Annotated in this window: 20 protein-coding genes and 3 tRNA genes; 10 read left to right on the top strand and 13 right to left on the bottom strand. The window is 46.2% G+C overall.

Annotated elements, in window-relative coordinates:
• Window positions 1-220 precede the first annotated feature (220 nt).
• The 5 genes from B9A32_RS17670 (at window position 221) to B9A32_RS17650 (ending at window position 3,873) form a co-directional block, all read left to right on the top strand.
• Complete coding sequence (locus B9A32_RS17670) at window positions 221-349, top strand: helix-turn-helix domain-containing protein (protein ID WP_084071284.1); 129 nt, start codon at window positions 221-223, stop codon at window positions 347-349.
• Between the two features lie 15 nt (window positions 350-364).
• Window positions 365-1,477 (top strand): IS21 family transposase, encoded by a 1,113-nt coding sequence (gene istA, locus B9A32_RS17665; RefSeq protein WP_139795878.1) that lies wholly within the window; start codon window positions 365-367, stop codon window positions 1,475-1,477.
• The gene (gene istB / locus B9A32_RS17660) at window positions 1,474-2,217 is read left to right on the top strand and encodes an IS21-like element helper ATPase IstB (RefSeq protein ID WP_084071282.1); all 744 of its coding nucleotides are present in this window, start codon (window positions 1,474-1,476) and stop codon (window positions 2,215-2,217) included. Before istA ends, istB begins: the two co-directional genes overlap by 4 nt.
• A 64-nt stretch (window positions 2,218-2,281) precedes the next feature.
• Window positions 2,282-2,566: a hypothetical protein gene (locus B9A32_RS17655; protein WP_232367219.1), complete on the top strand. Its 285-nt coding sequence runs from the start codon at window positions 2,282-2,284 to the stop codon at window positions 2,564-2,566.
• A 305-nt stretch (window positions 2,567-2,871) separates the two neighbouring features.
• Window positions 2,872-3,873: an Abi family protein gene (locus B9A32_RS17650; RefSeq protein ID WP_212637995.1), complete on the top strand. Its 1,002-nt coding sequence runs from the start codon at window positions 2,872-2,874 to the stop codon at window positions 3,871-3,873.
• A 408-nt stretch (window positions 3,874-4,281) separates the two neighbouring features.
• Here B9A32_RS17650 and B9A32_RS17645 read toward each other — a convergent pair whose 3' ends face one another.
• The 5 genes from B9A32_RS17645 to B9A32_RS17620 form a co-directional block, all read right to left on the bottom strand.
• Window positions 4,282-4,554, bottom strand: a complete 273-nt coding sequence (locus B9A32_RS17645; RefSeq protein ID WP_084071279.1) for a hypothetical protein — start codon at window positions 4,552-4,554, stop codon at window positions 4,282-4,284.
• Between the two features lie 27 nt (window positions 4,555-4,581).
• Window positions 4,582-6,345, bottom strand: coding sequence for an Hsp70 family protein (locus B9A32_RS17640; protein WP_084071278.1), 1,764 nt, complete (start codon window positions 6,343-6,345; stop codon window positions 4,582-4,584).
• Window positions 6,346-6,884: 539 nt separating this feature from the next.
• Window positions 6,885-7,712, bottom strand: coding sequence for a nucleotide exchange factor GrpE (locus tag B9A32_RS17630; protein ID WP_084071276.1), 828 nt, complete (start codon window positions 7,710-7,712; stop codon window positions 6,885-6,887).
• 199 nt (window positions 7,713-7,911) lie between these two features.
• The gene (locus B9A32_RS17625) at window positions 7,912-8,205 is read right to left on the bottom strand and encodes a J domain-containing protein (protein WP_084071275.1); all 294 of its coding nucleotides are present in this window, start codon (window positions 8,203-8,205) and stop codon (window positions 7,912-7,914) included.
• A 314-nt stretch (window positions 8,206-8,519) separates the two neighbouring features.
• Window positions 8,520-11,165 (bottom strand): hypothetical protein, encoded by a 2,646-nt coding sequence (locus B9A32_RS17620; RefSeq protein ID WP_212637994.1) that lies wholly within the window; start codon window positions 11,163-11,165, stop codon window positions 8,520-8,522.
• 560 nt (window positions 11,166-11,725) lie between these two features.
• Here B9A32_RS17620 and B9A32_RS17615 point away from each other — a divergent pair.
• From B9A32_RS17615 to B9A32_RS17600, 4 genes are all read left to right on the top strand, one after another.
• Window positions 11,726-12,484 (top strand): metal ABC transporter ATP-binding protein, encoded by a 759-nt coding sequence (locus tag B9A32_RS17615; RefSeq protein WP_232367218.1) that lies wholly within the window; start codon window positions 11,726-11,728, stop codon window positions 12,482-12,484.
• On the top strand, window positions 12,477-13,355 hold the full coding sequence (locus B9A32_RS17610) for a metal ABC transporter permease (RefSeq protein ID WP_084071273.1): 879 nt from the start codon (window positions 12,477-12,479) through the stop codon (window positions 13,353-13,355). The genes B9A32_RS17615 and B9A32_RS17610 overlap by 8 nt, the downstream gene beginning before the upstream one ends.
• A gap of 105 nt (window positions 13,356-13,460) precedes the next feature.
• On the top strand, window positions 13,461-14,711 hold the full coding sequence (locus B9A32_RS17605; RefSeq protein ID WP_084071272.1) for a NupC/NupG family nucleoside CNT transporter: 1,251 nt from the start codon (window positions 13,461-13,463) through the stop codon (window positions 14,709-14,711).
• An 83-nt stretch (window positions 14,712-14,794) separates the two neighbouring features.
• Complete coding sequence (locus B9A32_RS17600; protein ID WP_084071271.1) at window positions 14,795-15,412, top strand: FmdE family protein; 618 nt, start codon at window positions 14,795-14,797, stop codon at window positions 15,410-15,412.
• A 78-nt stretch (window positions 15,413-15,490) separates the two neighbouring features.
• On the opposite strand, the gene B9A32_RS17595 is transcribed toward B9A32_RS17600, so the two are convergent.
• The 6 genes from B9A32_RS17595 to tig all read right to left on the bottom strand — a co-directional run bounded on the left by B9A32_RS17595 (window position 15,491) and on the right by tig (window position 21,482).
• Window positions 15,491-15,568 (bottom strand) — tRNA-Asp (locus tag B9A32_RS17595).
• Window positions 15,569-15,591: 23 nt separating this feature from the next.
• A tRNA-Val gene (locus B9A32_RS17590) sits at window positions 15,592-15,667 on the bottom strand.
• Window positions 15,668-15,732: 65 nt separating this feature from the next.
• Window positions 15,733-18,093, bottom strand: coding sequence for an endopeptidase La (gene lon / locus B9A32_RS17585; RefSeq protein WP_084071270.1), 2,361 nt, complete (start codon window positions 18,091-18,093; stop codon window positions 15,733-15,735).
• A gap of 21 nt (window positions 18,094-18,114) precedes the next feature.
• Complete coding sequence (gene clpX / locus B9A32_RS17580) at window positions 18,115-19,371, bottom strand: ATP-dependent Clp protease ATP-binding subunit ClpX (RefSeq protein ID WP_084071269.1); 1,257 nt, start codon at window positions 19,369-19,371, stop codon at window positions 18,115-18,117.
• Window position 19,372: 1 nt separating this feature from the next.
• A complete protein-coding gene (gene clpP / locus B9A32_RS17575; protein ID WP_084071268.1) occupies window positions 19,373-19,990 on the bottom strand; it encodes an ATP-dependent Clp endopeptidase proteolytic subunit ClpP in 618 nt (205 codons plus the stop codon).
• Between the two features lie 55 nt (window positions 19,991-20,045).
• Entirely contained in the window at window positions 20,046-21,482 is a 1,437-nt protein-coding gene (gene tig / locus B9A32_RS17570) for a trigger factor (protein ID WP_084071267.1), read from the bottom strand.
• Between the two features lie 284 nt (window positions 21,483-21,766).
• Here tig and B9A32_RS17565 point away from each other — a divergent pair.
• Window positions 21,767-21,843 (top strand) — tRNA-Pro (locus tag B9A32_RS17565).
• 108 nt (window positions 21,844-21,951) lie between these two features.
• Here B9A32_RS17565 and B9A32_RS17560 read toward each other — a convergent pair.
• Window positions 21,952-23,268 carry a TolC family protein gene (locus B9A32_RS17560; RefSeq protein WP_084071266.1) on the bottom strand — a complete coding sequence of 439 codons (1,317 nt, stop codon included), beginning with the start codon at window positions 23,266-23,268 and terminating at the stop codon, window positions 21,952-21,954.
• Window positions 23,258-26,383, bottom strand: a complete 3,126-nt coding sequence (locus tag B9A32_RS17555) for an efflux RND transporter permease subunit (RefSeq protein ID WP_084071265.1) — start codon at window positions 26,381-26,383, stop codon at window positions 23,258-23,260. Before B9A32_RS17555 ends, B9A32_RS17560 begins: the two co-directional genes overlap by 11 nt.
• Window positions 26,384-26,524: the final 141 nt, after the last annotated feature.

Below are 26,524 nucleotides of genomic sequence, written 5' to 3'. Positions count from 1 at the left end.
TTTTTCTTGTTTTTTTCAATTATGCTACAAAGGTATCCTTTTAAGAATATCGAAGCTGTCCGCGATCGAACTTTAATGAACACGCTTGTTTTAGGACTAGGGAATTGAACAGAGGGGACCGCAGGTTAACTCCCCCCTGTTCAATTTCCCGGGTAAATGCTTATATTAGTAATTTTATCCGGGATAACAGTGGAGTGTTTATGAAAAAAAGGAGACCATTTTGGATATACTGGATCTGCACAGGTCCGGCTTGACCCAGCGGGCCATAGCCCGACGTCTGGGCATAAGCCGTAACACCGTCAAAAAGTACCTTGAATCCCCGGAAGGCTGTTTGAAAAATCCAAAATGATATCATCGTACGAGTATTCTTGATCCTTATCTCAACACCATCAAAGCCTGGCTTGAGGAAGACGAGTATTACACCGCCACCTGGATTTATGACCGCCTTGTCAATCAGGGATATAGCGGCAGTTATGAAACTGTGAAACGAAAGGTCGGTAAACTCAAAAAACAAAAACAAAAAATTGCGTACATGCGATTTGAAACCGAACCCGGCCATCAGGCCCAGGTGGATTTCGGAGAATTTCAGGTTGAGTTTCCCGACGGTAGTGTAAAAAAGCTGTACCTATTTTCAATGATTTTGGGATATTCCCGGAAGATCTATACCGAATTGATCGAAAAATGCGACATGCCAAGCTTTCTTGACTGCCATATACATGCCTTTGAATATTTTGCCGGTGTACCGGATCAAATACTCTATGATCGCATGAAGAATGTGTATATCGCCAAGTTGGCCGGCAAGGACAAATTTAACTCAACCCTGGTAGGCTTTGCCATCCATTACGGATTTTCTCCTAAGGTGGCCCCTGCTTATGCCGCTTGGGTTAAGGGGAAGGTTGAACGGCCTTATACCTTCATTCGAGAAGGGTTCTGGCGGGGATACGGCTTTGTAAACCTGGTGAGGGCCAACAAGGACCTTTGGTCTTGGGTTATAAAAAAAGATGAACGGATACATGGCACCACCCATGAGAAAGTCAGCATCCGGTTTAAACGGGAGCAGCCACATTTAAATGTACTGCCTCCCCAGCCGTTTGACACCTCATATCGTATTTATCGGCAGGTCTATAAAGACTGCACTGTTCATTTTAAAGGGAACCGTTATGTCGTACCCCACACCCTGGTGGGAGAACAAGTCATACTTCGCCTGAAAGGTGGTCAGCTACGCATTTTCCAAAACAGTTGGCTGGTAGTCACCTATGACATCCCATCAACAAAAGGGAATTTGATCCAGAAGAAGGGATTCTACGAGGATCTGAAAAAAGACATGGAAATGAATCGGCGTAAATATCACCATGGTAAAAAGAGTAAGGGCCGGGCGAAACAGACAATCAGCCCCCAGAAACCCAAATATGACATGGATGTTGAGGTTCGTCCCATATCGGCCTATGAAGAGATAATGCAGGAGGTGCCTGTATGAGTGATACCCTTGTAATGGATCGCATTGAATCCAATCTTAACCGGCTCAAGCTTTCCCGGATCTATGAAATTTTAGGCAGCCTTGCCAAAACAGCCGAGGAACAGGGAAAAAGCTATCTGTCCTTTCTGGATGAACTGCTTGAAGAGGAAGTGGCGGCAAAGGAGCAGCGCCGGATCGAAACCGCATTGAAGATATCTGGGCTGCCGTATATCAAAAGCATTGATGACTTTGATTTCTCCTTCCAACCCGGCCTGGATAAACAAAAAATCATGGGACTTTTTGACCTGAGCTTTATCCGTGAAAAAGGCAATGTAATTTTTCTTGGTCCCCCCGGTGTTGGGAAGACACACCTTGGGGTATCTCTTGCGTTGAAGGCATGCCAATCCGGCATGAGTATTTATTTTACCAACATGGAAGATCTGATTATCAAGCTACGAAAGGATCACGAAGCCGGGAAACCGGGTAAAGGCCGTGGATACTACAAATCATCCTTGGTGGTTGTTGATGAAGTAGGTTACACGCCCATCACCAGGGAAGAATGCAATTTATTCTTTCGTTTTATTGCCAATCGTTACGAGAAGAGTAGTACCATTGTTACCTCAAATAAGGCATTCGGAGACTGGACGGAGCTGTTCCATGACCCGATCATAGTGACGGCCATCCTTGACCGATTGCTTCACCACAGCGCCGTCATTAATATTAAAGGTAACAGTTACAGACTTAAAGGTAAAAAGCCATGAATATGGACAGTGTCAAGGAAAGGGAAAAAATTATCTCGAAAATGGCCCTGTTTTTTTGTAAAGCGTGGCACAATTATCTAAAGTTCCAGAATACCAGTCTTCTCCAACTACCATCTTGCCGGAAGGCGGTATGCATATGGTAGAAAAACGTGGAGGATACAGGGGAAAACCAAAGCCTAAACTACCAGCACACCTAAAACGAGTTCATGTCAATGCCCGAATACAAAAATGGATGCTTGATGAACTCAAAAGACGAGGTGAAGTTGGAATAGTGCTGGAATATATGTTGATTGAAGCTGGGTTCAAATATTATCCCCCCTCAACAGAAAAAAACAAAGGAGATTTTTAAAATGAATCGGTGTGGCTCATTTTTGATGACCGTAAATGGCTCAATTTTTCGTGACCATTGACATTTTATTATAGTCAAGTTTTTTTTAAATTAGTTTGGTTCTTTTTATTATGTGCCTTGCCCAGAACGGACTCGCACAGGTGAAAAATTTTTCACAAGGCCATGATGCCGTTATCTATTGTGTAATTTCTGACTTGACAAAATGGCAATTTATTGTAAACTTATCAGTAATCGTGCCCAAACCTCTGATATTGGCTTTGTTCGATATTACGTTTGGGCCTTCTTGTTTTTAGGGCCTTTTTCAATTGAAAGAACATATGTTATCTCCTCCGAAGCCCCACCAAAATTATTCACAGTTGGTTGCTCTACTTGAAAGTAGAGGCCTGATCATACCAGACAGAGAACGTGCTGAAAGAAAATTATCTCAAATTGGATACTATCGCTTAAGTGGATTTTGGTTTCCATGCAGAGAAGTTAAAAAAGACGTTTCGGGTGTTGGTATACTCCATCCTGGAACAAAGCAACCAATTCGGAAGGATAGTTTTCAACCTGGTACAGATTTCAATAAAATAGTTCAATTATACCTGTTTGATAAAAGACTTCGTCTGTTAATGTTGGATGCCATTGAACGAGTCGAAATTCATATAAGGTCTGTGATTGCCCATGAGGTCGGATATCATGATCCCCTCGCATACATGAATGATTCATTCATAAATCCCAGAAAATTAAAAACATGGACTGATAAGAAAACAAAAAAAGAAAGAAACCTTTGGAAGGAATGGCACGCTAAACAACAAATTGCAATTAATAGAAGCAAAGAAGATTGTATTAAATGGCATAAAATAAAAAAGAAGGCTATCCCCTTTTGGGTCGCTGTGGAAAGCTGGGACTTTGGTACTCTCTCAAAGTATTATTCAATGCTCAAAGGCAAATATCAAGGGCGGATATGCTCTCGCCTTGGGATAAATAATAAAATGATTTTGGAAAACTGGCTCCATGAAATAAACATTCTTCGCAATAGATGTGCACATCACACAAGAATTTGGAACCAGTCATCAAATAACCCTTTACCGGTCTTAAATCTTCCATATTTTGAAAAACTATCCCTTGAAAAACGCGCCCTTGAAAGAGTGTACGGAATGATCTGTATTTTATGGTTTTTGGTAAAAAAAATTGGCCCCAGCTCCACTTGGCTACATTCGGCTTCACAACTAATCAATTCCAAACCTTCAATTGATTGTTGTCCATACACAGCTATGGGGTTTCCTGACAATACGGGGTTTCCCGATATTGATAATTTCAGCTGACGCAACGCATCACAAATTGTGACCATTTAGTGACCGGTACAGAAAAAAACAGGGAAAAACAGAAATGAATAAAAAGGCTGGAAAGTACCGCAAACAAAGGATCACGAGCAGTAGCAAGAGAGTATAAATACCATAAAAACATGGGCTTATCAGATTCACACGGTAGAAGTCACTGGTTCAATCCCAGTATCGCCCACCATTGAATATTAAAGGGGACAGGCCAAAGTGGTTTGTCCCCTTTTTGTTTTTTTTATTAGAAAATAAAATTTCCGAGCATCCTCAGCAGAGCCCCCCCGAGGGGCAATAGAAATCGGCCAATTGAGCTGTCTACAGTTCCGGGCCGGGACCATTGCCCCTCGGTTAACATGCTCTGCTCGTGACGATTATAAGCAGAGACCGGTGATCATTTCAAAAAAGCTTGCAGGCAAGGGTATATCTCTTTACCAGAACAGCAGCAAAGGCAAGCAACTTCCTGGCTTCAGGGCTGCCCACAAGGGCTGCAGAACGTTTTGCAAATTCAAACATCTGCATAAAATTTTCTTCTTTAAAGGCCTCCATGGCCTGATCCCTGTAAATCAAGGCATCTGACTCCATCTTTAATAAAGTGGAAAGATCTGTCTTGCACCTGCGACATGTTGTCTGATGGGTCACAGCAGCCCTGCACACCGGACATTTTTCCATGATATTTCCTTTTACTTCTCAAAAATATTACTCAAGATAAAAAAGGATATCTTCAAGGGCTTCTGCCGACTCCCGGGCGGCATCCAGATTTCCCTCTTTAAGGTTATTATTGATATCTTCAATCAAATTAATAATTTCCTCACTATCCTCCGATGCAGCATCTTCCAGGAGTTCCCGGGCATTGGCGATCAAAGCTTGAAATTCACCGCCTTCAGGTTCCGATTCTGCACCATCGTCCCTGTGTGAATCACCCTCATCATGGGAGACGTCTATTATTGCGTCGGATGCCCACACATCATCAATTTTACTTTTTGACATGGAGACACCGTCATGGGAAATCTGAGAAAAGGCATTTTCAATAACACCGGTAATTCTCTTGCCCGTATTTTTCTCAATGGCTGTGACTTTAAGGATACCGTTCAGATCCAGTTCATATTTAACAACCACCGGGCTGTTGGGGGGCTGTCTGGGGCTTAAATCAAGATTATAAGTACCGATGAGTACATTATCCAGGGTATTGGAATTTTCCCCCTGGTAAACTTCAACCTTAGCCATTACCTGGTCTGGGATCACGGTCCAGAACACCTCGCTTTTAATGGCGGGAAGCTTAGAATTTCTACGAATCAGCGGTACAAAAACATTTTCAGAAACCATTCCGTCAAGCTCCCCTAAGGCCGCAGTGCCAAAGGTGTATGGGGTGACATCAAGTAGCACGCTGGAAGAATCCAATCCCATTTCCCGACCGGCCTGTATGGCAGCTCCCATGGCAACACACAGATCAGGATCAATTTCCTGGTTGGGCAGAATGCCAAAGGTTTCTTCCAGCATTACTGAAAGCTTTGGAATCCTTGTGGAACCTCCCACAAGGATGATCTTTTCCAGGGCCGAAGGTAAGATATCGGCATCTTTTAATGCTTTGTTCACACTCTCCATGGTCTTTTGAAGATATCCATCAATGGCATCTTCAAATTCCATACGGGACAATTCATAGGAAAGGTGCACATCTTTTTTTCCGGATTTGGCGATGTGATCCTCTTCAATGGCAGCATAGGGGGCGCTGGAAAGTTCAATTTTTGCTTTTTCAGCGGCACGCTTAAGCCTTGCCCTGGCAATTAAATCCTCTGTCAAATCAACGTCACACTCCTGTTTAAGATGTGCCAGAAGTTTTTTTTCAATCTCATGGTCAAAATCATCCCCTCCCAGATGATTATCTCCAGTGGATGAAAGCACCTCCACCACCCCGTCTTCAATTCTCACAATGGAGACATCAAAGGTTCCCCCCCCAAGGTCATACACCATTATGGTCCGGGCCATGGCATCGGAGGATTCATAGGCAAGTGCTGCTGCCGTGGGTTCATTGAGTATGCGGACAACGGTGAGCCCTGCAATCTCACCGGCTTCCCTTGTTGCCTGTCGCTGAATATCCGTGAAATAGGCAGGGGTGGTGATGACGGCTTTTGAAACAGTTTTTCCTGTTACTCTCTGGGCTCTCTCCTTGAGTTCCTTTAAAATAAAAGCAGAAATCTCCTGGGGAGTATAGTGGTTTTCTCCCAGAAGAACCTGTTCATTGGAGCCCATAAGGCGTTTGATGGAAAGCACTGTTTTTTCAGGATACAATGTTGCCTGATTTCTGGCTGCAATGCCCACAATAACGGTTCCTGATTCCGTAAGGCCCACACAGGACGGCACAATTCCGTTGTCCTTTTCCTTGAGAATTTCGGTTTTACCGTCCACAATAAATCCCACTTCAGAATTTGTTGTCCCAAGGTCTATTCCTATAATAGGTTCCATCTATAATATCCTTATATTTTCTTTTATATGAAATACTCCGCAAATCAGGGATGTATTTCAATCTTCATTATGGCCAGACCGAGTTCAGAATAAGGTCTGCCCATGGCAGTTATATGAAAAAGCGGGTGCTGGGTACCGGGTATTAGGTTCTGGGTGCTCACAGCAACTACTTTTTCATTGTTCGTTGTGGTCGGTGTTCACAGCCATGTATTTTTATCTTTGTTGTGGGCAGAACCGGGTCAGAATAAGGGAGTCAGACCTTATTGATTTACCATTTACAAAACTCAGACTGCCATATTTTATAGGTGGCATATTGGATAAACGGTAAATTGAAAACTGCTGACTTCCTAAGGTCTAAAGGCAGCCTCCAAGTTTACCCCGGCAGAGCCACCCCCGACGGGCAATAGGAACAGGCCAATTGAGCTGTCTACAGTTCCGGGCCGGGACCATTGCCCGTCGGGGGGGGCGGCATGATACCATATTTTAATATTCGCTGTGTCCGCCAGAACATGTGGGTCATAATCGTCGGGCATACGCCCTCAATCTGCTACAATAACCTGGGCATATCTTAAAATCTCATCTCCCTGCCGAAATCCTCCGGATACGGTTTCCACAACAGTTCCTTTACTCATACCATTTACCGCCTTTTTCTCCAGGGCCTTCATGGTCATGGGATCAAAGGCAACCCCATCGGTTTCCAGGGGATAAATATCCAACAGAGCAAGGGAAGCATCAAATTTTCTGATGGCCATTTCATAGCCCTTGGGGATATTGGCCAGCTCCCTTGGGACCCTCCGGAAAAAACCTTTTGCACCGGCAGCTGCCACACAGGTCTTTTTGCCACGAACCAGACTGTCCCGCACATCCAGAAAAGAGATGGCCGTTCTTTTTTCAGTTTCTTTTCGAATACCTTCTTCCAGGGTGGCAATTTGTTTTGTCTTGTCATTAAACCGGCCCATGATCTCCTGATACTCATCGGTCATGGCTTGAATCCGGGTCATGGCTTTTAACGTCCGGTGCTGCTCTCTGTTTTGCATCTTTATTTCTTGCTTCAAAGTCGTGAATTCAGAAAGCAAGGTGTATAAATCACAGGTATCCGGTGTGACCGACAAAGAAGGGGGTGTTTCAGACGGCATATCCGAAAGCCAGGATTTAAAATCCTCAAGGGCCCGGGTTTTCCATAATTCTGCATCAACGCCTTCTTCCTTGGCTACCTGCTCACCGGTGGATGGCAGGGATGTCCGGGATTCTTTTTTAAAAAAACCGGAAAGGTTTTGCTTCATTTTTATAAAAGGAGCCGTTATTGTTTGAAGCAGGCTGCGGCTCTCAGTTGCTGTGCAAAGGGTATTTTTATCTGGTGATTTCATATGTTATCCATGATTTTTTGACATCCTTCATACAAATTGAAAAATAGTTTAGATCTTTTGATCAGTGTTTACCTCAGCAGAGCCCCCCCAAGGGGCAATAGAAACCGGCCAATCGAGCCGTCTACGGTTCCGGGCCGCCCATTGCCCCTCGGGGGCATCATTTCATCTTTAAAGACATGCCGGACATGAAACAATCCAATTAATTTATGGCGTTTAAAAGTTCCTGAAGCCCGGGATTCCGTCGTTTCACCTTAATATATGCGGCAAGGCTTTTAAGGGTCTCCGATGTCTCCATATTTTTCAAAGCGGAAAACAATTCCGTTTCTGCCCGGGATCTTTGATCTTTAATGGATTCATAGGCCGTTGTTATTTCTTTAAATGTTTCAGGTGTTTTTTCCGGACTGTACGCTTTTACAAGCTGTAAATATTTTTTTCTGATTTCCTGATCCGTAGCATCCAGGGACAGACCAAGAACAAGATAAGATTTCAGCATATTTTTTCCTGATGTTAAAATATTTTTCTTTTTTTATATGAAATACTCCGCAAATCAGGGGTGTATTTCAAGCTTTGTTGTGGGCGGAACGGGATCAGAACACGGTCCGTCCGTGGCGGTTATATGAAGAGGCAGCCTCCAGGGCAACCTCAGCAGAGCCGCCCCCCCGATGGGGTCAGTGTGCCGACGGGGGCAGGCTTTTGTTATTGATGTTATCGACCAAGGCCTTTGCCAACGAAAAAAGCCTCGATAATGTCAATAACGAAAGCCTGACCCCACCACGAAATGCGAACACCGAAAGTTGAGTAAAATAATTAATCCAGAAATATAATTTTAGCTTCCCTTGAAAACTGTTCCTTAGCCTCTTTTAAAAAGAAAGTTTTAAGCAAGAGAAGAGGGATATCGAACATGCCCGCTTCTTCAAGAACCGGTCTAAAATTTTTAAGTAGAAATTTGGGAAGCCCCCGAATTTCGTTCTCATCAAGAAATCCCTCTATCCCGGTCCGGATCTCTTCAAACATATTATTAAAAGCGTCAGGATCTCTTTTTTTAAGACTTTTTGCCATGTCCAGCATGGCAGACCTTACCATGGGATCATCCGGCTCCGGCATACCACCGCCCAAAAGATCAAAAGGATTAAAATCATCATCCATAAAATCATCATCATCATCATCATCATCAAGCCAGGGTCCAGAAAACATATCATCCAAAAAGCCGAAATTAAGGGTCTGAAGAGCATGTTTGTAGGGCCCGTGGGTATATCTGGAAAGTCTGTTGCCTGCCTCATGAATCTTTTTTCTTGTCTCAGCGTCGACATCATCCAAAAGATCAATAAAAGCGTCAATATCCCAATCATCCTCCACAAGACCGTCCAGCACAAGGGAGTAAAATAAAATCAAACCATCCTCAAAGCGCCCCTCCTGAGTTCGCATATAAAACGCTTCTTGAAAAAATTCAAAATTATCAGGGATAAGAATTTGATCGGTAAGCTTAATCAAATCATTATCATCCAGATATTTCAATATGTGATCCATGGATTCAAAAAAAAGGCTATCCACACGCAAGCTTTTAAAAACATATTTCCACTCCCGGGGAAAGGGCTTCAGGATCTGAATTATCTCCATTGAGGACAATGTGGAGATATGTTTAAGTTCTTTTTCAAGAAGAGATTGCACTTTACGCAGTATCTTTGCCCTGCCCTGCTTGGGTTTATTTTCAGCATCCATTCTCAGCATGGAGATAATTTTAAGGCGCTCCACACTTGAGAGTTCATCCAGGTGCATGCGAATGATTTTTTCGGGAATTTCAGGCTTTTCACAAATTTTATAGAACAATTCTTTTTCCCGCAAAAGGATAACATTATTACCGGTATCAAGTTTTTGAGCCTTTTCAAAATCTTTCCAGACAAGGTGAAAATTACTTTTATTAACGCCTTTATCTGCGGATATAATGAGTGATATGAGATGCTGATCCTGCACCCGGCTGTCATAGGGGGCAATCTCCATGGCTTTTTTAAGAATGTTTTCAGCCTTTCTAAAAGCATTCTTGGAATGATATAAAGAAGCCAGTTCAATGCAGGGATAAGGATCTTCCGGATACACCTCACACATGGAAAGAAGCAATTGTTCTTTAAGATTTTTTAATTTCCTTGAATGGCTCTTCAGGTTGGCCGATAATTCATAAAGAGGTCGGTTTTTGGGATCACATTTAATACCGTGAGCAACAAACTGCATGAACCTCAAATCAAAATCATCATTGGAAGAGATACCAAATCTTTTTGTCACTTTCTCAGAAGCCTCATTCAAAACAGCCGATTCTGATCCCCCCTGAATATAATCACAAAGAGAAAAAATAATAAGGGATTCCGTCAATGCAAGAAGATGGGCATCAACGCCGGACTTTTTTAAACAATCAAGATATTTCACAGTATTTAAAAGAGCGTTTTCGGGAAATACGATCCCTCGCTTTGCACTTATCAGATCAGCTTTTTCAGGCAATAATGACTTCTCAAGTGCAATGAACTTTCTTTCATCGGAAATATTTTGCTGCCACAGGGTTTCCAGGATATATTGCCGGGCATACTCTGGATTATCCGGCAAAACAGCGGTTGAAAAATCCCGGATCAACTGTTTTGTTTTCTTATCAAACTTCTTTTTCTCAAGCTGCTTGATAATTTCATCCGCCGTTTCCCAGACAGTTAACGGCCCCTCCCACAAACAGCCGACAAGGCTTTGATCTCCCTGGATCATACGCTTTTCCTCAACACATTGAACCGTTGTTTCAAGGGTGTCTGCAATCTTTCGAAAAACAGACTGCCCGGGAATAAAAGAAATGGCCTTTATCATTTTCTTGTCATCCCCGGCGGCAAATAAAGCCATTGCCCGGCAAAACATGCGAATATGGGCAAATGGAGATGTCCGTGGCAAGGTCTTCATAGACTGCGCCGCCTTTTCCCAATGCCCTTTATCCATAAGAGGAACAGACGATTTGACAATGGATGCATCCCGGGAGAGCCCCCCGGCATCATCTGTTTTTTCCAGAAAATGCCATGCATTGTTGAGTAGAATTGCATCGGCAATCATGGCAGACACAATACGATCATCTCCTTGGCACTTAAGGTATTTCACAACATATTCAAAAATTTCCCGGATATCACTCATTTCCAAAAATGCAATCATACCAGTCCGATTCATGAGCTCCGGGGCGGGTAAATAAGTCAAAGATTGTTTTTCAAGGGCCTTTGCCTCAACAAGCATATTTTTTTCGGTGAGTTCCTTTACCCTCTCCAGATACGCCATAAATAGGTTGTTATGAACAACTTTCAACTGCTCCGATGATTTTGATGCTTTAATTGCTATTTTATAGACCTTAATGGCATCCCTCGGCTTGCCGGAGGCAAGAAAGTTGTCCGCTTTTTCCATCAAATCTTCAAAAGGCAAGCCCATGAATTTTTGTTTCATTTTTTTTATGAGATTACCACGTTTTCTCTTTTTTGCCATTTATACCACCCTGGGATATTTTTTTCTTTATTCATGAGTTCGAAGTTCTCATTCAGTGCATTCAGTTTCAAAAAAACAGACTATGTGTATCACAAATTAAAAGACTTATGGCTGATGAATTTTTTTGGGGATCATAAGCTGGCCACCATACGGGAGACAAAAACTTGCTCGCCGCAAGTCACCGTAATAATCAAATTTAATTTTCATCATTAAAATCCTTCATAAAATAGCCGACCTTAGGGAGTCAGCAATTTTTAATTTACCGTTTATTCGGGGTCTCATTCACGAAAAATAACAACCATCGAGTATTAAATGGTAAATTAAAAATTGCTGACTCCCTTATGACCAAGCCCGCAATTCCTTAAGGCCCTTTAAGATCAACCCGGCATATTCAATTTCAATTATTTTTCATATGTGCTAAAAATGGTGAGCTGGTAAAAAGCCTGCGTCCCGGTTTTAAATAAAACCTGAACAAATATTTATCTGCTCTTGATTTAATATTAAAGGAATTTATTAATATTGTGGAAACGCCACAAGTTGTTGAAATAAAAAACATGAGTTTTGCCTACCAGGCCAGGAATGTGTTGAAGGATGTCAACCTCACCGTTCCCCAAGGGGATTTTGCCACCATTGTGGGCCCCAACGGCGGGGGCAAGACCACCCTGTTAAAATTGCTCCTGGGGCTATTACCCCCCAGTTCCGGTACCATCAAAATTTTTGGCACTTCCCCGGCAAAAAGCCGGGTTAAAATAGGTTACATGCCCCAATACTCCCATCTGGATATGCAGTTCCCCGTCACTGTCATGGATGTGGCCCTCATGGGAAGACTGGCCAGATGCAAATGGGGACGTTACAGCTCCCGGGACAGGGATGCCGCAGCAACGGCCCTGGAAGAGGTGAAGATGGACACCTTTAAGGAAACCCATTTCAATGCCCTGTCCGGTGGTCAAAAGCAACGGGTACTGATTGCCCGGGCCCTTTGCAGCGAACCTGAACTGCTGCTGCTGGATGAACCCACCTCCAACATTGACCAGGAATCAGAAAAAGATCTGTTCAACATTTTGCAACGTCTGAACCACAGAATGACCATACTTCTGGTATCCCATGACCTTGGATTCACCTCCCAGGTGGTGAAAAGTGTTATCTGCGTCAATCGCCAGGTGGTGATCCATCCCACCACCACCATTGACGGCACCATGATAAAAGACATTTACGGAGGAGATCTTAAAATGATACGCCATGACCACCGCTGCTGTGAAATGGGGCACATGCATGACTGATCTTATCCAGATATTGACCCAGCCTGATTTTCAATTTTTAAGAAATGCCCTGATTGTGGGAATCCTGGCCAGCATTTCCTTTGGCATCATCGGCACCTATGTGGTGACCAAACGCATCAGCTACCTTGCCGGAGCCATCTCTCACTGCGCCTTTGGGGGCATTGGGGCGGCCCTGTACCTGAACAGAACCTTTGGCCTTACCTGGCTCACCCCCATGATGGGAGCTGTGGCATCGGCCCTGGCTGCTGCCATTATCACGGGGCTGGTCTCTTTGTATGCAAAGGAAAGGGAAGATACCGTCATTGGTGCCATCTGGTCCGTGGGCATGGCCGCAGGACTGATATTTATTGATCTTACCCCGGGATATTTTGAAATTTCAAGCTTTCTTTTTGGAGATATCCTGCTTATTTCCAGCCGGGACATCGTCCTGGTGCTGATTCTGGACGCTTTCATCGTTACCGCCACCCTCCTTTTTTACAACCGGCTTCTTGCGGTGTGTTTTGATGATGAATTTGCCACATTAAGGGGTATCCATGCCCACGTATACTACATATTTCTTTTATGTCTCATTGCACTCACCATTGTATTGCTGGTGAGAATTGTGGGCATTGTCATGGTCATTGCTCTCCTGACGCTACCGGCTGCAGTGGCCGGTAAATTCACCACCCGCATGTGGAAAATGATGCTGCTGTCCATCTTCTTTTGCATGTCATTTAACACCACAGGGCTTGCCCTGGGTTTTTTCCGGGGACTCTCATCCGGCCCTTCAATTATTATCATTGCAGGCCTTAGTTATCTCATTGTTATTTCCATTCAAAAAGTCAAACCAATGATAAAAAAAAGGGCGTCTTTCATACAACTTCAAAAATAGTTTACACTTTTTGGTCAGGTTGTCCCAAGAAATGGGGATCTCTTTTTAAAAAATGTAAACTGGAAAATGAAGCATAGCCAAAAAAGAACAAAAAAGGAGCAGACCATGGCATTTCAATGCATTGCCGGACTGATAATATTTGTTGCCGTCTCCTGGGCCGTGAGTGAAAACCCAAGGGCGGTAAAATTAAAAACCGTATTCACCGGGCTTTTTATTCAATTCCTGCTGGCAGTGCTACTGCTGAAGCTGCCTTTTTTCCGACAAATTTTCATTGTTCTGAACAGTGCCGTGCTTGGCCTGGTTGAAGCATGTAAAGCCGGAACATCCATGGTGTTTGGCTACCTTGGCGGGGGAACGCTGCCCTTTTCAGAATCCTTCCCCGGAGCATCCTATATCCTGGCATTCCAGGCCCTGCCCCTTTTAATTCTCATGAGCGCCATTTCATCCCTTCTTTTTTACTGGAAAATTCTGCCCGCCCTGGTGAAAAGTTTTTCCTGGGTCTTAAAAAAAACCTTTGGGCTGGGGGGGGCTGAAGGGGTGGGAGTATCTGCCAATATTTTTGTGGGCATGGTGGAGTCGCCCCTTTTTATCCGCCCCTATTTTCCCGATCTCACCAGAAGTGAGCTTTTCTCTCTCATGACCACGGGCATGGCCACCATTGCCGGAACCGTCATGGTGCTTTATGCCACCTTGCTCAAAGACACCATCCCCGATGTGCTGGGCCATATTCTGGTGGCCTCCATCATCAGCGCCCCTGCGGCCATCACCGTTGCCAAAACAATGATTCCGGAAACCCGCCCCGTCACTTCAGGGGATGCCACCCCCCCGGAAACCGCCACAAGTTCCATGGATGCCGTCACCCAGGGTACCATGCAGGGGGTGGAGCTTTTTATCAACATTGTTGCCATGCTGGTGGTGCTGGTGGCCCTTGTGTACATTGTGGACCTGCTCCTGGGACTTCTTCCCCATTTCCAGGGGGAAAGCTTTACCCTGAAACGCCTTCTGGGATGGATCATGTCTCCGGTGGCCTGGCTCATGGGAATCCCATGGCACGAGGCCCACACCGCAGGTTCATTGATGGGGACCAAAACCATTTTAAATGAGTTCCTGGCTTACATGGATCTTGGCAATCTTCCCAAGGACGCATTGGGCCAAAACAGCCGTCTGATCCTCACCTATGCCATGTGTGGATTTGCCAATCCCGGCAGTCTTGGCATCATGATCGGCGGCATGGGCACCATGGCACCGGACCGCAGAAGCGAGATTGCATCCCTGGGATTGCGTGCCGTCCTTGCCGGTACCATTGCCACCTGCATGACCGGCGCTGTTGTGGGATTGATAACTGCTGTGGGGTAATCATGACCCACAACCAACAAAAAAATCTATTAATTTTTTACCGGACCTTATACCTGAACCCATAAACCTGAAGGAGATAAAATATGGGATGTACCATTGACAAGGAAATCATTGAGAAAACCATTGCCTTCCACGGCCACACCTGCCCGGGTCTGGCCATTGGTATTCGACTTTCCGAACTTGCCATTCAACGCCTCCAGATAGATAAAGCCCAAAAGCCGGTGTGCGTGGCTGAAACAGACATGTGCGCCCTGGATGCTATCCAGTTCCTCACCGGGTGCAGCTATGGCAAGGGCAACCTGGTGCACAAAGATTATGGAAAATCAGGATTTACCTTTTTTGACAGAGAAGCAGAAAAGGGCTTCCGTGCCCTTTTTCTGGATAACTTCCGAAGCAATGACCCCGGCCGGGAAATCCTTGGAAAACTCATGGGTAAAGTGACCGCAGGCACGGCCACCCCGGAAGAAGAGGAACAGTGTCAAACACTTCGAAAAGAGGCCATCACACGCATCATGAATGCCGATCTGGATGAGTTATTCAGCGTTAAAGAGGTATCCACACCACCGGTACGACCGGCACGGATCCTGGAAAGTATCCAATGTGAAACCTGTGGAGAAATGACCATGGAATCGAGGATACGACGGTATGGTGGACAATATCTTTGCATTCCCTGTTTCATGGCAATGGAGCAGAAAATATAGAGTACCCGGACCTGGGTTTTCAAACAAAAAAGGGGATGTCAACGATAACGTTGACATCCCCTTTTTTGATCTTTTTAATGGCGGGAGCGACCGGACTCGAACCGGCGACCTCCTGCGTGACAGGCAGGCGTTCTAACCAAACTGAACTACGCCCCCGCATTAAGTGATCGTTTTGGAGGTGGTGGGCGAAACAGGGCTCGAACCTGTGACTTCAACCTTGTAAGGGTTGCACTCTACCAACTGAGTTATTCGCCCCCTCAAAAACGAGACAATATATATATTTAATCGCTCCGGGTGTCAAGCAAAAAAAAGCATCTCTTTTATTTTTTTTCCACCAGGGCCAAAGAAAGGACCTCATCCATCTCTTCCACCAGGACAATGTCCAGCTGTTTTCTGATGGAAGGGGGAAGTTCAGAGATATCCTTTTCATTTTCATGGGAAATAATCACCCGCTTGATACCACTGGCATGGGCCGCCAGAAGCTTCTCTTTAAGGCCCCCCACGGGCAAAACACGTCCCCTAAGGGTAATTTCTCCGGTCATGGCGGTCTTTCTGTCCACAGCCATCCCGGACAGCACGGAAACCACAGCTGTGCAAATGGCAATACCGGCCGACGGCCCATCCTTGGGAATGGCCCCTTCAGGCACATGGATATGGATATCCAGGGTTTTATAAAAATCCTCCGGAATATCCAGAGAAAGGCTCCGGGATCTGACATAACTCACCGCAGCCGATGCAGACTCCTGCATCACCTCGCCCAGTTTTCCCGTGACCTTTACATTGCCTTTACCCGGCATGGTAACAGTTTCAATGGTTAAAAGCTGCCCCCCGGCCTGGGTCCAGGCAAGCCCGGTGACAATGCCGATGCCGTCTTTTTTCTCAAGCACCCCATTGCGGAAACGCGGTTGCCCCAGATGTTTGGCAACGGTTCTGGCAGAAATGTTTTTCAGTTTATCATCACCGGTCTGGACAATGTGCCTGGCAATCTTTCTCAGCACCGATGAAATTTCCCGCTCAAGGTTTCTCACCCCGGCTTCCCGGGTGTACTCCTTGATGATGCTCAACACGGCATTGTGGGAAAAATTCACCCGTTCTGCATCCAGGCCGTTGAGTTTCAACTGCTTGGGTATGAGAAAACCATGGGCAATTTTTTCCTTTTCATACTCGGTGTATCCGGAGATACGAATCACTTCCATGCGATCCTGCAACGGAGCGGGAATATCATGGAGGGTGTTGGCCGTTGTGATAAAAAGAATATCGGACAGATCATAATCCACATCCAGGTAATGATCATTAAATGTGGGATTTTGTTCCGGGTCCAGTACTTCCAGGAGCGCAGAGGAGGGATCTCCCCTGAAATCCGTACTCATCTTATCCACCTCATCCAGACAAAACACCGGATTGCTGTAACCGGTTTTTTTCAATGTCTGAATAATTTTCCCCGGCATGGCACCGATATAGGTACGTCGGTGTCCCCTTATTTCGGCCTCGTCCCGGACTCCGCCCAAAGAAATTCTGGCAAAAGAGCGTCCCATGGCCCGGGCCACAGAACGGGCCAAGGAGGTTTTCCCCACCCCCGGCGGCCCCACCAGACAAAGAATGGGTCCCCGGATTTTCTTAACCAACATCTGGACGGCCAGAAATTCAAGAATCCGTTCCTTGGGTTTTTCAAGTCCGTAATGGTCCTGATTGAGAATCTCTTCCGCCTGGACAAGATCCGTCTTTACCCGGCTTTTTCGATACCACGGCAGGGAAGTTATCCATTCAATATAGTTTCTCACCACTGTGGCTTCCGAAGACATGGGAGACATGAGCTTGAGTTTTTCAAACTCCCTGCGCACCACAGACGCCGCCTCTTTGGGCAGGCGTTTTTTCTTGATATCCCGCTCAAGATCTTGATATTCCTGGGGGGCAGCCCCTTCATCCCCCATCTCTTTCTGGATGGCCCGCATCTGCTCATTGAGGTAATGCTTTTTCTGGAGAGCCTCCATCTGCTCTTTGACCCTGCCCTTGATTTTCTCGGACATGGTCACCACTTCACTTTCCTCTTCAATCATCTTTAACAGCAGAACAAAGCGTTCTTCAAGTTTTGGGGTATCCAGAAGCATTTGCTTATCCGCCACCTTCAGCGGAATATGGGCCGCCATGGTATCCACCAGGGCACCGGGATCTTTACTCACCTCGGAAAGGGTTTTTAAAAAACTTTTGCCAATGGTACCTGATATTTTGGCATAGTTCTCAAAGGCTTCCATTAAGGTGCGCACCGATGCCTTGGTCAAAGAGGGGTCCATGGGAATATCGGTCACAGGTAAAAACTGGGCCGTGACATATCCGTCCATTTCCCGCAGCCGGGAAATTTTCCCCCGGCACTGTCCCTCCACAAGCACTTTTACGGTTCCATCGGGAAGACGCAAAAGCTGATTGATCTTTGCCTGGGTTCCCACCGGATAAATATCATTCATCTTGGGTTTCAGGGTTTCAGCATCCTGCTGGGTGACCAGAAAAATCATCTTGTCATTGGCCATGGCTTCAGACAGCGCCTTGATGGAGGGCTCTCTTCCCACAAAAACCGGGGAGATCATGTGGGGAAAGAGAACCAGATCCCGTAAAGGCACCATGGGCAACTCGCTGGGATCGGCCTCGGAACCGTCGGGATTAAACAATTTGGTGATATTGATCATTCGTATTTTAATTCCCTGTGGTTATGCTTTTTTCTGGGTCTGTTCAAACAAGAGGATGGGTTTTTCATGCTGCAACACCACCTCTTCCCCCACAATACACTCCTTTACGTTTTTAACAGAGGGCAATTCATACATAATGTCCATCATGGTCTCTTCCATAATGGCCCGAAGCCCCCTGGCACCGGCCTTTCGTCCCACAGCTTCCTTTGCCATGGCCACCAGGGCCTCGTCGGTGAACTGAAGGTCAACCCCGTCAAGCTCCAGCATACGCTTGTACTGTTTTACCAGGGCATTTTTGGGTTCCTGGAGGATCTTGATCAATGAAGACTCATTGAGTTCTCCAAGGGAGGTGACAATGGGAAGTCTTCCAAGAAATTCAGGAATTAAACCGAATTTAATGAGATCTTCAGGTTTGAGCTGCTCCAGCAGTTCCCCCACGGGTCGTTCTTTTTTGTGGGTTAATTCAGAACCGAATCCCATGGATTTTGTGCTGATTCTTCTTTGTACCACCTTTTCAAGCCCTGTGAAGGTTCCCCCGCAAATGAATAAAATATTGGAGGTATCCACCTTTACAAAATCCTGCTGGGGATGCTTGCGCCCTCCCTTGGGAGGAATGCTTGCCGTGGTGCCTTCAATGATCTTTAAAAGGGCCTGCTGCACCCCTTCACCGGAAACATCCCGGGTGATGGAGGGATTATCACCCCGCTGGGAAATTTTATCCACCTCATCAATGTAGATAATGCCCCGCTGGGCCTTTTCAATATCATAGTCGGCATTCTGGACCAGGGAGAGAACAATATTTTCCACATCCTCCCCCACATACCCTGCTTCGGTGAGGGCTGTGGCATCGGCAAGGGCAAAGGGCACGTCCAGAAAACGGGCCAGGGTCTGGGCCAAAAGAGTTTTCCCGCACCCTGTGGGTCCAATGAGCAGAATATTGCTTTTTTGAATCTCCACATCATCCCGTTTATCCTCGGCATCAAGGCGCTTGTAATGGTTGTAAACCGCCACAGACAACACTTTTTTGGCCCGGTCCTGCTCAATCACATAGGTATCCAGCAGCTCCTTGATCTCCCGGGGCGGCAACCGCTTTGTAGCGGTTTTCTTTTCCGGGGCCTCCACTTCACTGCCGTCATCTTCAATGATCTCTTCGCACAACTCCACGCACTCATCACAGATATAAACACCTGGACCTGCAATGAGCTTTTTCACTTCTTTTTGATGTTTCCCACAGAAGGAACAATGCAGTTTATCACTGCCATCTTCTTTTTTGGCCATATTACTTCTCCTTTGGCGCGCCTTCCTTTTCCACATCCGATCTGTTCTGCACCACATGGTCCACAAGGCCATAGGCCTTTGCTTCCTCACCGGACATGAAAAAATCGCGATCCGTGTCCACTGCAACTTTTTCAAGGGACTGGCCGGTATGTCTGGCCAGGATTTCGTTGAGAGAATCTTTCATCCGAAGGATCTCGTTGGCCTGGATCTGAATATCCGACGCCTGCCCCTGGGCACCTCCCAGGGGCTGATGGATCATAATCCTTGAATTGGGAAGAGAATAGCGTTTGCCGTCAGCCCCGGCAGCAAGGAGGAGTGCCCCCATGCTGGCAGCCTGACCAATACACACCGTCACCACGTCGGGCTTGATATACTGCATGGTATCATATATGGCCATACCGGCAGTGACAACGCCCCCGGGGGAATTGACATAAAAATTGATATCTTTTTCAGGATCTTCCGACTCCAGAAACAGAAGCTGTGCCACAATAAGATTGGCAATCTCATCATTGATGGCAGAGCCAAGAAAAATAATCCGGTCTTTCAGAAGTCTTGAGTAGATATCATAGGCACGCTCTCCCCTGTTACTCTGCTCAACTACCATTGGAACTAAAGGCACTTTTCTCTCCTTGTATCTTTACTGATTGGCATCATGGAAACATCCATCACAAATATTATGCCGTGGTGTCATCTGCCGGGGTTTCGGTTACGGCTTCTGTATCTTCACCTGCGGCATCTTCACCCACTGCTTCCTGGGCTGCAGCCGCAGCTTCCACTGCTTTGGCAGCTTCTGCATCCTGGGCAGCCTGGGCTTCCTCGGGGGTTATTTCTGTGATGTTTCCACTTTCTATAATAATATCAGCTGCCTTTTTTTCAAGCAGGTTATGTTTGAAATATTGCAGTTGATCTTTTTGCATGTTAAAGAAATTTTTCACAGCATCTGCGGTGGCTTTCATACCCACAGCCATCTCTTCAAAGCCTTTTTCCAGCTCTTCTTCTGTGAGCTCCAGGCTCTCCTGCTCAATGATTTTAGCAAGCAGCAGATGTCTTTTGGCCTGTTTTTCCGCAACGTGCCGATACTGGGTTCTGAGGAAATCCTCACCAAGGCCGACATCTTCCAGGTTAACATTGTTCTGGGTATAGGCATCCTTGGCTTCTTTTACAATGCCCTCAAGCTCTGCATCCACAAGCACATCAGGTACTTCAAATTCATTTTTTTCCAAAAGGGCGGAAAACACCTGTTCGCTGAGTTCATGTTTAATGCGCTGAGCATAGCCCTGCTCCAGGTTATCCCGGATAACCGCCTTAACAGCTTCGAGATTTTCAAATTCCCCAAGCTTTTCAGCCAGGGTATCATCCTCCGGAGGTAAGACTTCTTCCTGGATTTCCTTTAACTCAACTTTATATGTAATGGTGTGGCCGGCAAGCTCTTTATCTGTAGCATCTTCACCATAGGCAATCTCAATTTCAAGTTTCTGACCGGGAAGGGCACCGGTGAGTTTTGCGGAAAACTCTTCATGCATCACAGTGCCGCCAATGGCCATGACATAATTTTCCACCAGGGGAGTTTTGTCAAAGGGCTGTCCATCCACAAACCCCTGGTAATCAATGAGCACAAAATCATCCTTGGCAACCGGTCGCTCTTCGGTGACGGTTTCCTTGGTGGCCAGACTTTTTCTAACCATCTGAATCTGACTGTCTATTTCATCTTCAGATACCTCATACATGGTTTTCTTAAGATCCAGGCCCTTGAAATCCACGTCCTCGATCTCAGGTCGCACTTCCACCTCGGCATCAAAGGCATATGCCTGTCCGGGCACCAGTTCCGGGGGCTCTATGCGGGGGGCACCTGCCAGATCAAGCTTATGCTCTTCCACCACATCCACAAAGGCATTTTGAATCAAACGGGGGGTGATATCAGCATGAACATCTTTGCTGAATCTTGCTTCCAGAACCTTGCGGGGCGCTTTTCCCTTTCTAAACCCTTTAATGTCCACCGTTTTTTTCAATTCTTTGTAGGCATCATTGAGTTCTTTGGAGACCTGTTTTTCTGAAATCTCAATGTGAATCACTTTTTTGACAGTGCTTTTATCTTCTATACTTACCTGCATTTGTTTCCTTTCTGCGACCCTAAATCATTAAATTACAGATATGATTCTGCACATCTGCAAAACGCTATGAATAAATTTCTATTGTTTTTTCAGTACATTTCCATGGGCTCAACTGCCCGGCAAAAGCAAAATGCAAAGAATCTTCATACGCCAAATAAAATGTAATAAGTTAATCTTTAAATGGGTTGGTGTCAAGATAATTGCACCAAGGTTTTTTTTCGGGAAAGGCAATTTTAAACTTGCATTAATCCAAAGACAATGATAGTTTGTCGTCTTGTGTTTGGCGGGGCGTAGCGCAGCCTGGTAGCGCGCTTGCTTTGGGAGCAAGATGTCGGAGGTTCGAATCCTCTCGCCCCGACCAAAAAAGCACTTGCAAATAACTTTTATTTGCAAGTGCTTTTTTTTTGCCTTCCATTGAAAATCCAATATTTTTCATTCCCGGCTTGCAGCTTGCTCAACCGCGCCGGGGTTAAAAATCTTCCAAAAGACGTCGAAGCCTGAAATGGGTCTCAAATACCTCGGTGTAGGCGGTGACCAGATTAAACCGTGCCCGGGAAATACCGAAAATCGCATCCAGAACGTCGGTGGAAGTGCCGATGCCCTGGCCAAAGGCAAGATCCGTAATCCTTAAATTTTCTTTTGCTTCAACGGTTCCGGCCTTTGCCACAATCAAATTATCAAAGGCCACATCCATATCAAGCAGAACATTTTCAAGCTCTGTTTTCAAGGTCTCTTCAAGCTCCCGGATATCAAACCGAATCTTCTGCTGCTCAAGCCTTGCCTGACGGGTAACGGCATATTTTTGCATGCCGTCAAAAAGATTCATGGAGATCACCGCCTGGCAACGCACCTCATCATCGGAATTTTCAAAATTCTCAGGAAAAAAACCGTCCCGGGTGTGGGAGCTGTAACCAAGGGAAAGATCGGCCCGGGGATAAAGGGATGCCCTGGATGCAGAAACGTTCATTTCAGCTGCAGCAAAGGCCATCCTCAAGGCATTAAGATCGCTCCTGCTTGATAAAAGACGTTTTTGACATTCCGTAACAGATCCTTTTTCCGGCAAATGGTTGAAAATGGCAAAATCGAGTTCACCTGCGTCAACGGATCTGCCAATTTCAAAGGCCAGGCGATTGATTCCCGCCGCCACAGCCGCTTCCACCCGCCGCCGGGTCTGAAGGGCATTGTCCATCTCCACCTTGACCTTTAAAAAATCGGTCTTTTTCAACACCCCCACCTTGACCTTTAGATCAATCTGGCGCAACCGGTCATCATAGAGCTTCACTGCAGCCTCGGCCACTTTAAGATTCTCCATGGAGCGATAAATGCCAAGAAAATCCATGGCCACATTGAGACGAATATCCTGCCGGATCAAATCGAGCTTGAATTGACCGGCCCGGGTAAGATTCTGCACCGACTTAAGGGTATAATAATCTTTAAAACCGGCAAAAAGATTCCATGAGATTGTCCCGGTAAAAGTGTCATTCTCACTGTCCTCACCGGCGGCGGTGTCATGATTTAATTTATTCAGGGTGTATCCAAGGTCCAAAGATGGATAAAAAGCCCCCCGGGTTTTTACTTCCCGGGCCATAAGAATATCCAGATCTGCCTGGTAACGTTTAACCAGGTCACGGTTCTCACAGGCATCTTTTTGCAAAATATCAAGGGTTTCAAGGGCAAAAGCCGATCCCGACGGAATCAAAATCACCAGTGCACAAAACAGTATAAAAATATATTTTTTCATGGTTTTTAATCCCACTCTTTCCTCCAGACCTCTATTATTGAGCATGGTTCACATCCACATTTTTCTCCAGCCCGATGAAAAACGCCAGAAGCGCCGGAATCACAAACAGCGTAAACACCGTTGACAGGGCCAAGCCCCCAAGGATCACGCTGCCGATGCCCCGGTACAGCTCACTGCCCGATCCCGTGGCAACCACCAGGGGCATAAGGGCAAAAATACTGGTACAGGCACTCATGAAAATGGGCCGGATACGGGTTCGCACCGACTCAGAAATGGCAGTCATCCCCGGCATATTGGCATACCGGACATTGTTTAAAGACTGATGGACAATGAGGATGGCGTTGTTCACCACTGTTCCCACAAGAATGATGAAGCCCAGCATGGTCAATACATCCAAAGGCTGTGGCGCAATGAACAGGTTCACCAGGCGAAGCCCCATGAGCCCCCCCGCCGCAGCCAGGGGCACACTGAACATGATAATCAACGGATAAAGAAAATTTTCAAACAGCGCTGCCATGAGAAGGTAGGTGATCATCAAAGCCAGCAAAAGGTTCCACTTCAAGGCATCAAAGGTCTCTTCAAGCTTGTCTGCATTGCCCCCGAGATCCAGGCTGACATTTTTCACCTTACCCGATGCCAGCAGATTATCACAAAGCCCCTTGATGGTTTCAATGGCCGTCTGCAAGGGAATGTCAAGGGGCGGGGTGATCTCCAGACGAATGTTTCTTTTTTTCTCCAGCCGATCAATCTGTGTCATACCCGAATCATAGGAAATGCTTGCCACATCCCCCACCCGTACCTGCCTTCCAATGTTACTGACAATGGGGGCATTGAGAATATCCTCCGGGGTTTTAAAACGATCTTTTGCCCCCCGGACCACAAGATCAATGCGATCTTTGCCCTCCGGGCCAAACTCATCCACCTTTCTGCCGTTCATGAGTACGTCCACATAAATACCCAGTTCCCGTTCAGTGAGACCATTGGCTGCAAGTTTCATTTTATCTGCCACCACCCGACCTTCGGGGTAGGAGATTTCAAGGGAAGGCACCGGACGGATCTGGGAACCGGGGATGGTTTGAGACACCGCCCCGAACAAGGTCCGCCCCGCGCCGACAATGGCGTTCATGTCTTCACCGGAAATGTTTAAATCCACGGTGCGCCCTTTACCGATACCACTTTCAAAAATCCCCGGCTGTATACTGATGCCGAACATGCCGGGCAAAGAGTTGATCAAGGCCGTCAAAGTGGGAATGAACCGACTGGCCTGGGTCTCATATTCATCTGTGGCGGACAGACCGAACCCCGACAGAAAATCCGATGAAAAATAGAACATGTTTCGGATCAAGGGCAGATCATGATCTCCGGGAATCCGGTATTTATCGGTCTGATCAAAAAGATACTCCCCTACTTCCCTTCGTTTTTCTGCGGAATATCCCGGGGGCGGCACCAGAATATTCATGACAAAATTACGGTTGCCCTGGGGCAGATATTCAGCCTTGGGCATGAGACTCCAGGCCGCAGCAATGGACAGCGAGGTAAAAACAAGGATGCACACAATGCGGGTGAAAACATTTTTCTGGAAAAGATTGGACACCGCCATGATCATACCCACAAAAAAAGCCCCCACATATGCCCCCGGTCCTTTTTTAACCGCATCGGCCTTGACCGGCGGCCTGTTTTTGTAAATAAAATGCATAAATGAAGGAATCACAGTAACTGATACCAGAAGGCTCAAGGCAATGGAGGCGGTGATGGCAATGGCAATATCCTTAAAAAGCTGCCCTGCCTCCTGACGAATAAAAATAACAGGCAAAAACACTGCCACAGTGGTGAGGGTGGACGCCACCACCGCACCAAACACTTCGCTTGCCCCCTGGTAAACGGCGTCAAATATTTTTTTTCCCATCTGGCGGTGGCGGTCAATGTTTTCCAATACCACAATGGCATTGTCCACCAGCATGCCCACGGCAAAGGAGATACCGGCAAGGCTCACCACATTTAAATTTCTGTCCAAAAGCCACAAAAAGATAAAGGTACCAACGGCGGAAATGGGAATGGCAAGGCTGATGGTGAGGGTGGAACGCAGGCTACCCAGAAATATCAGCAGCACCACAACGGCAAGGATGGCACCAATGAGAACATTTTGTTTCATGTTGTCAATGGAGGTCAGGATATAAGGGGCTTCATCATGGGCCCAGTTGATATATAGACCCCTGGGGGCCAACACTTCTTTATTCAGCCGATCCACCTCGGCCTTTACCCGCTCCACAATGTCAATGACATTGCCGCCCTTTTGCTTTTTAACCCCCACAACAATGCCCTCTCTGCCGTTTTCCATAACAGAGACAAACTGGGGTTCATAGCCAATGGCGGTGGTGGCCACATCACGCAGAAACACCCGGTTGATACCATCATCGTAAATCACCACATCCAGGGGGTCCAGGGCCGTTTGAAATTTAGCCACGGTTCTGATGCGATAATTTTTCCTGTCAATGCCCAGAACGCCTGCAGAGATATCCTGATTGGCTGCCACCAGACGGGAGATAACCTGATTGATGGTGATGCCCCGGCGGGTCATTTTTTCAGGATCAATGACAATTTCCAGCTGATCCTCGGTGCCACCGAAAACCAAAAGAGAAGAAACCCCCTCTATCCGTTCCAGGTATTGACGGATCTCATTTTCAAAAAAAGTTTTGTACTTCAAAATTTCCGTGTCCGGGCCTTCCTTGGTCTTTAACAGCATCCAGATGATGGGTTGGGAAGATCCTCCGGAGCTGGACAGCACCGGCTGCAGCACATTATCAGGATATTCAGACACTTCATTGAGCTTGTTGGAAACCCGGAAAAGGGCTGTATCAATGTCGGTTTCAAGATCAAAGGTAAGGGTAATGGTGGCGTAATCATTATAAGATGAACTTTCCATTTTCTGGAGGTTCTGAAGGCTTTTAAGCTTATCTTCCTGGCGTTCCACCACCTCACTTTCCATCTCTGTGGGGCTGGCTCCGGCCCACACCGTTCTTACCTCGATTTCAGGTAAATCCGTATCCGGGGCCAGCTGAATGGGCAGCCGGGTAAGACCGATGAGTCCGAACAACACAATTAATATCACCATGACCGCCATGGTAACTGGCCTGCCAATGGCCGTTTTAATGACATTCATATGGAATTATCCTTAAGCAGCATTCTTGCTTTCAATGATTTTTGTAAATATTCGGTTTGGCAATGTAAATGTTTGGGCAGTGCCCCATATTCACCTGTTTGGGACTGCGTAGCATACTATTGCTATGTGAGCAGGCCAAAA

The sequence above is a fragment of the Desulfocicer vacuolatum DSM 3385 genome (genome assembly GCF_900176365.1).
Taxonomy (GTDB): Bacteria; Desulfobacterota; Desulfobacteria; order Desulfobacterales; family Desulfobacteraceae; genus Desulfocicer; species Desulfocicer vacuolatum.
This window is presented reverse-complemented; position numbering and strand designations above follow the sequence as displayed.

Coding starts and splice junctions, on each gene's coding strand:
- B9A32_RS17605 (WP_084071272.1), top strand. CDS start 13,461: ATGGCATTTCAATGCATTGCCGGACTGATAATATTTGTTGCCGTCTCC.
- clpX (WP_084071269.1), bottom strand. CDS start 19,371: ATGGCCAAAAAAGAAGATGGCAGTGATAAACTGCATTGTTCCTTCTGT.
- B9A32_RS17640 (WP_084071278.1), bottom strand. CDS start 6,345: ATGGAACCTATTATAGGAATAGACCTTGGGACAACAAATTCTGAAGTG.
- B9A32_RS17560 (WP_084071266.1), bottom strand. CDS start 23,268: ATGCTCAATAATAGAGGTCTGGAGGAAAGAGTGGGATTAAAAACCATG.
- B9A32_RS17610 (WP_084071273.1), top strand. CDS start 12,477: ATGACTGATCTTATCCAGATATTGACCCAGCCTGATTTTCAATTTTTA.
- B9A32_RS17600 (WP_084071271.1), top strand. CDS start 14,795: ATGGGATGTACCATTGACAAGGAAATCATTGAGAAAACCATTGCCTTC.
- B9A32_RS17625 (WP_084071275.1), bottom strand. CDS start 8,205: ATGCTGAAATCTTATCTTGTTCTTGGTCTGTCCCTGGATGCTACGGAT.
- B9A32_RS17630 (WP_084071276.1), bottom strand. CDS start 7,712: ATGAAATCACCAGATAAAAATACCCTTTGCACAGCAACTGAGAGCCGC.
- B9A32_RS17645 (WP_084071279.1), bottom strand. CDS start 4,554: ATGGAAAAATGTCCGGTGTGCAGGGCTGCTGTGACCCATCAGACAACA.
- B9A32_RS17620 (WP_212637994.1), bottom strand. CDS start 11,165: ATGAAACAAAAATTCATGGGCTTGCCTTTTGAAGATTTGATGGAAAAA.
- lon (WP_084071270.1), bottom strand. CDS start 18,093: ATGATCAATATCACCAAATTGTTTAATCCCGACGGTTCCGAGGCCGAT.
- B9A32_RS17555 (WP_084071265.1), bottom strand. CDS start 26,383: ATGAATGTCATTAAAACGGCCATTGGCAGGCCAGTTACCATGGCGGTC.
- tig (WP_084071267.1), bottom strand. CDS start 21,482: ATGCAGGTAAGTATAGAAGATAAAAGCACTGTCAAAAAAGTGATTCAC.
- istB (WP_084071282.1), top strand. CDS start 1,474: ATGAGTGATACCCTTGTAATGGATCGCATTGAATCCAATCTTAACCGG.